Source organism: Candidatus Borrarchaeum sp. (assembly GCF_019058535.1).
Taxonomy (GTDB): Archaea; Asgardarchaeota; Sifarchaeia; order Borrarchaeales; family Borrarchaeaceae; genus Borrarchaeum; species Borrarchaeum weybense.
In genome coordinates, this window is record NZ_JAHPYX010000229.1 from 1 (window position 1) to 5,305 (window position 5,305).

Consider the following 5,305-nt stretch of genomic DNA (forward strand, 5'->3'; position numbering starts at 1 on the left):
CTTTAGCATGAGGAGTAAGTACTGCTGGTAATCCCTTAAAAATCGCTGGCTCTTGACTCATAGCTTTTAGTCCATCAGCATCTACAACCGTTGGCAAGTTGTTTGTTTTTACCATTTCTAATATCTTAAGGACAGTATCAAAACTCTCTTTTTCGAGTCCCAATCCCGGTCCGATGATAAGGCCGGTCGCTTGGTTTAACATTTCTTCTATTATTGGTATACTTTCTTCCGATATCACATTCCCTGGTGTTTCGCGGACGATTATGTCAGGACTAAAACTTCGAATATTGACAGCGACTTTTGCTGGGGTAATAACAAACACCAAATCTGCCCCAGTTCTAAGTGCACCCATTCCAGAAAGTGCTGGTGCACCAGTATAATCTATTCCCCCACCTATTATAACAAGTCTTCCATAATTTCCTTTATGTGAATGAGGTGACCTTTGTTTGATAATATTTGCAAGATCGCCCGGTCCTACAATATATTCGGCGTCCCAAGGTATTCCAATTTTTTTCACGATTACGTTACCAGTGTATTTCTCGTTTTTCTTCATTACAAGACCGGGTTTTGCTTTATGAAGTGTAACTGTAATATTTGCCTTTACAGTGGGCCTTTGTGTTTTCCCTGTATTTGGATCCAGTCCTGTTGGTACATCAATAGCGGTAATAAATGCTCTTTCTGAGGCTGAATTAATGAGTTTAATCGTAGACAAAATCGGTTCTCTTATTTTTCCTTTGATCCCAGTGCCTAGGATTCCATCAATTATTATATCTGCGGTCGTGATCTCTTTTTTGAGGTCTTGTAATTGAGAGGAATCTTTTAATGACATTAATTTGACAGAAAGAGGAAGTTTTTGCAGAACCTCCCAATTAGTTCGTGCAAGGTCAGATCTAATTTGTTCAGGTCGACCTAGAAGGAGTACCAAACCTTTACATCCGTAGTGAGAAAGATGTCTAATTGCAACTAGCCCATCTCCGCCGTTATTGCCTAATCCTGCGAACAAAACTATTTTTTTTCCTGCGATCGATCCCGGATAATTTTCAAGAATTGCATCTATTATGCTTCTACCAGCGTTTTCCATTAGTAAAAGCGCTGGAACACCAAGATATACAGTGTTCATATCTACAATTGCCATTTCTTCTGATGTTATGACGTCATCAGTCAATTCCATCACCCTATGAAAAAACTAGTTAGGAAAGGAACTTCAAAACACCTTAAGGGAACTTTGTCCCTATAAACATTTCAAGAAACTCTGTATTAAAGTCTGGCAAAAAACTGACACTACTATGGGTTGTTTGTTGATAGCATTTTCTGTTATGAAATTTTAAAATCAAACGTGGTGTGCTTTTTGAAGGCTGACAGATGAACATGAAATGCAGGGATCAAAAGATCTCACTATAAATTTCGCAGTCTCTTGTACGGTCTCAAGAGATTTATTTTTAGTGAATTCTTTTTGACAAATTCTGTTTAGAATTTCGTGAATTGAAAAGGTGTTTAACTCTGTTGGGACATGGATTTTTACATCATTGGCGGTCATGTTTTCATTCACTTTATAGTAGTGAATTAAGGTTCCTCTAGGTGCTTCCACGGCGCTAAATATGTTATCGTATTTTAACTTCGTAGATGTAACAAAAACAGGTTGTTCTTTAGTTATTTCTGTATTATCGAGGATCAAAAGCCCTTTATATAAGCATACAAGGATTTCAATCAACCTTAAGACATTCATCATTAAAATGTTTTCATCCCATTTCTGAAAATCCTTAAGGATTTCATGAACTTCATAAACCCCATATTCGTTTGTTATGTGATACCTCGCTAGAGGTCCTACCAAAAGACCTCTTCCTCTTTCTTGCGTACTTGATGAAGTGAGGCTTGAAGTTTTTATTCTATTATCAATGATGAACTTGTCATAATCGTTTACATCAAAAGTTGCCAAAGTTTCTCTGTCTTCATTCGCAATTTTTAAGCGCCCATCATAGATACTATATGTTCCATCTCTCTGAAGTCCCATATACAACGGATTTTTCAATTCAAACATTTTTACTGTATCATCAATTTTTTCGATTATTTCCTGTGCAAAATTAAGGAAAAATTTAGCAATAGCAATACCGCTTTTTAAACTCCTTTTTAAAAGGTTTATTTCTTTTTCTGTTAAATTTTTTGACATTCCGCCGATAATTATAGAAACAGGTTGAACAGCGCGTCCACCTACAATTTCCGTCACATTTTTCCCGATACTTATGAGCTTTGCAGCCTTTACGAAAAGTTCCGATCGATTAAGTATTACATCATTTTCTTGACTTGCGGACGCTAGACTTAATAAATCCGGCAGTGCCATGTACACAAAATGTATCATATGATTAGTAATTGTTTCTCCTATTAAGACTAATTGTCTTGATAAGGCTGAGGCATACGTGGGTTCTATATCCAAGGCTTTTTCAAAAGCTTTACAAGATGCAACTATGTGTGCCGCAGAACAGAATCCACAAATCTTCGAAACTAATCTAGGAATCTCTGAGATTTTTTTTCCGATAAGGATTTTCTCAATTCCTCTGTAATCTAGCGTTGAGAAATTTACTCTTGAAACTTCATCTTTGTCTTTGTTTACAAAGATCTCTATCTGTCCGTGACCTTCAATTCTGGTTAATGGTTTTATTGTCATTTTTTTCGTTTTGTTCACCCCTCTTCACAAAGCTTTTTGGACGTGTGAATTTTGAATAAATACCACTAGTTATAATGTCCTCAGAAACTTCAATAGATGAAAAGAAATTGACAATATTGGACATAAAATCTGGCACTATAGGCCCCATACACCCTTCGCATGGGATATTTGCCTTTATACACTTTGCTTTGCACCCTGCTCTCGTTATGGGGCCAAGACAAAGTACATTTTCATGTAAAAAACACTCAAAAGGCATTTTTTCTGGTATTAGTTTATCTACTTTTATTTTGCTTTTAAAACCATTATCGGGCCTTAATTCGCATTCTGAACATAGATTCTTTAGAGATAATTTAACTCTTTCACCATTCAAAAGTGCCATTAGAGTGTTTCCAAGGAAATCTGTAGGAACAGGACATCCCGGAATGAATCCATCTATCTCTATTATATCGTTAATTGGTATTGGATCTATTTCATCTGAAAGTGAAGTAATTCCACCTGAGATTGCGCAAGTACCAAGGGCAATGACCTTCTTAGCCTTCCTTCTGATTTCTAAAAGTTCCTCTTTCTGTTCCTCTTGAGAAACGCTTCCTTCTATTAAAGCTATGTCACAATTGTCGATATTGTCGTTATCTTCAATTAGTGGGAAAATAAAATCAACGGACTCTAAAAGTTCTGGAAAGATATCTAATTCTATAATAGAGGTAAGACACCCGTTACAGGATGTTAATGAAGTTACTAAGATTTTAGGTTTCACTAAGTTTCTCTCCATTTTCGATCGTTCTTATGATTATCAAATTGTAAGTTCGCTTTATTGCGTTGCGGTGATAGTAGGACTCTCTAATCCAGATAATCTTCTATAAAAATCGTTTACTATGGATGCAAATTTATGACTGTCAATAGCGGAAAGCGAAACTATGTGGAGTTTATCCTTGAGCTCGGGAACAAGTTCTTTTAGCAACATTATTCTTTTTTCTGCTTTCGAGAAACCGTCTATATATTTACAAGATTCTTTCTGACACCCTATTACTAACACTCCGTCGAAACCTTGTTCGAAGGAATAGAGTACGAAGCGCACGTCGACTCTTCCCGTACAGGGCACCTTTACAATCAAAACGTTTGGCGTGTACTGTATTTTCTTTAGACCTGCGTCATCGGCTGCTGAGTAACCGCACGACTCGCATGCAAAGGCGATAATTTTTGGCGATTGTGAAAATTTTGAGTATGTTTCAATTGTTTTCATCATTTTGAGCGTAGTATCAATCTGCATTTCAATTGCTTTCGTCGGACAAACTGCAACGCAAATGCCGCATCCCTTACAACTAAATTGATCGATAATTACGTCTTCCGAATCAATGGAAATAGCCCTGTAGGGACATGAAGTAACGCACAATCCGCAGAATCCACATTTGTTAGTATCTATTGTGATGCCATGAATTTCTGGTATCAAATGATCTTTTGACAAGAGACCGATAACCTTTATCGCAACATCATTTGTTGCAGAAATCGTGGTTTTATAATCCGCTGGTCCTCTTACAGAACCACAGCCAAAAATACCCGAAGCTAATGTAATGTCTGACATAAATCCTTTAGAATCTAAACTGAAGTCTAAGGCCGATTCTCTCAGTTCTTTTAAGCTTTTGTTAGGGACCATACCAATGTTTAGAATAATCATGTCGGTTTCAAAACGATCTGATTCTGTCGCTATATATTTCCTAGTCCCCTCTACTTCGATTTTAAGGATTTTTGCCCAATGAAAAATCTTATGTTCTGGCGTAAACCACATAACTGGGTTCTGTGGTATTCTACTGATATCATAGAATACATGAAGTTCGCATTCTGGTAACCTCTTTTCGATTTCATCAATGTACTTTTTAGTAAGGGTACAACAATAGGTAGAGCATTTATCGGTTCCCCCGACACACTGGATTATTGCTATACTCTTTGGTGGGTTTCCATCAGAAAGTTTGATCAGTTTACCCCTAGTAGGACCATCAGAAGCTAGAATCCTTTCAAACTCAGCTGATGTCAACACATCATTTTGAGGGTTATGTTGATATGCTGACAAATCTTGAAATAAGTCAGAACCAATTGCTAGCACCTTTGCCCCTACATTGATTCTCAATTTTTTGGTTTTTTCTTCTAAGTTAATGGCGTTCGTCGGACAAGATTCTTCACACAGTCTACAGTTTCTACAATCTTCAATAGATTCTTCATCTATGACAGAGGCGTAGGGATATGCATTTGAAAAAGGGATATGGATGAACTTTCTTTGCTTAAGTCCGAATTCATATTCATCTGGTTTTTCATTTGGACACACATTGGAGCATCTCTTACAACCGGTACAATCATCCACGTCGACAAATCTAGGATGGATTAGCAATTCAATTTCAAAATTACCAACGTGCCCAGACACTCTTTCGACAGTGGTGTTTGTAAAAATCTTCACATTTTTCTCTTTCACGACTCGGCTAATTAACTCTGTAAGATAACATGACGCACACTCTTTAACATCATGAATAGTACTCCATCTTGCAATCTTTCCACCTAACGTTGGGGATTTTTCGATGAGGATAACTTCCAAGCCCGCCCTTGCAAATGATAAAGCTAAGCTTATACCCGCAAGTCCACCTCCAATCACTGCAA

The 5,305-nt window shown here is 37.2% G+C and carries 4 protein-coding genes; all 4 read right to left on the minus strand.

The window, feature by feature from the left end:
- On the minus strand, nucleotides 1–1,165 hold a 1,165-nt coding region (locus QVB70_RS14055), incomplete at its 3' end, for an NAD(P)H-hydrate epimerase (RefSeq protein WP_287587459.1).
- Between the two features lie 165 nt (nucleotides 1,166–1,330).
- Nucleotides 1,331–2,680, minus strand: coding sequence for a nickel-dependent hydrogenase large subunit (locus tag QVB70_RS14060; protein ID WP_287587462.1), 1,350 nt, complete (start codon nucleotides 2,678–2,680; stop codon nucleotides 1,331–1,333).
- Nucleotides 2,634–3,416 (minus strand): hypothetical protein, encoded by a 783-nt coding sequence (locus QVB70_RS14065; RefSeq protein WP_287587466.1) that lies wholly within the window; start codon nucleotides 3,414–3,416, stop codon nucleotides 2,634–2,636. Before QVB70_RS14065 ends, QVB70_RS14060 begins: the two co-directional genes overlap by 47 nt.
- A gap of 54 nt (nucleotides 3,417–3,470) precedes the next feature.
- A partial coding sequence (locus tag QVB70_RS14070) for a hydrogenase iron-sulfur subunit (protein WP_287587469.1) occupies nucleotides 3,471–5,305 on the minus strand: 1,835 nt, incomplete at its 5' end.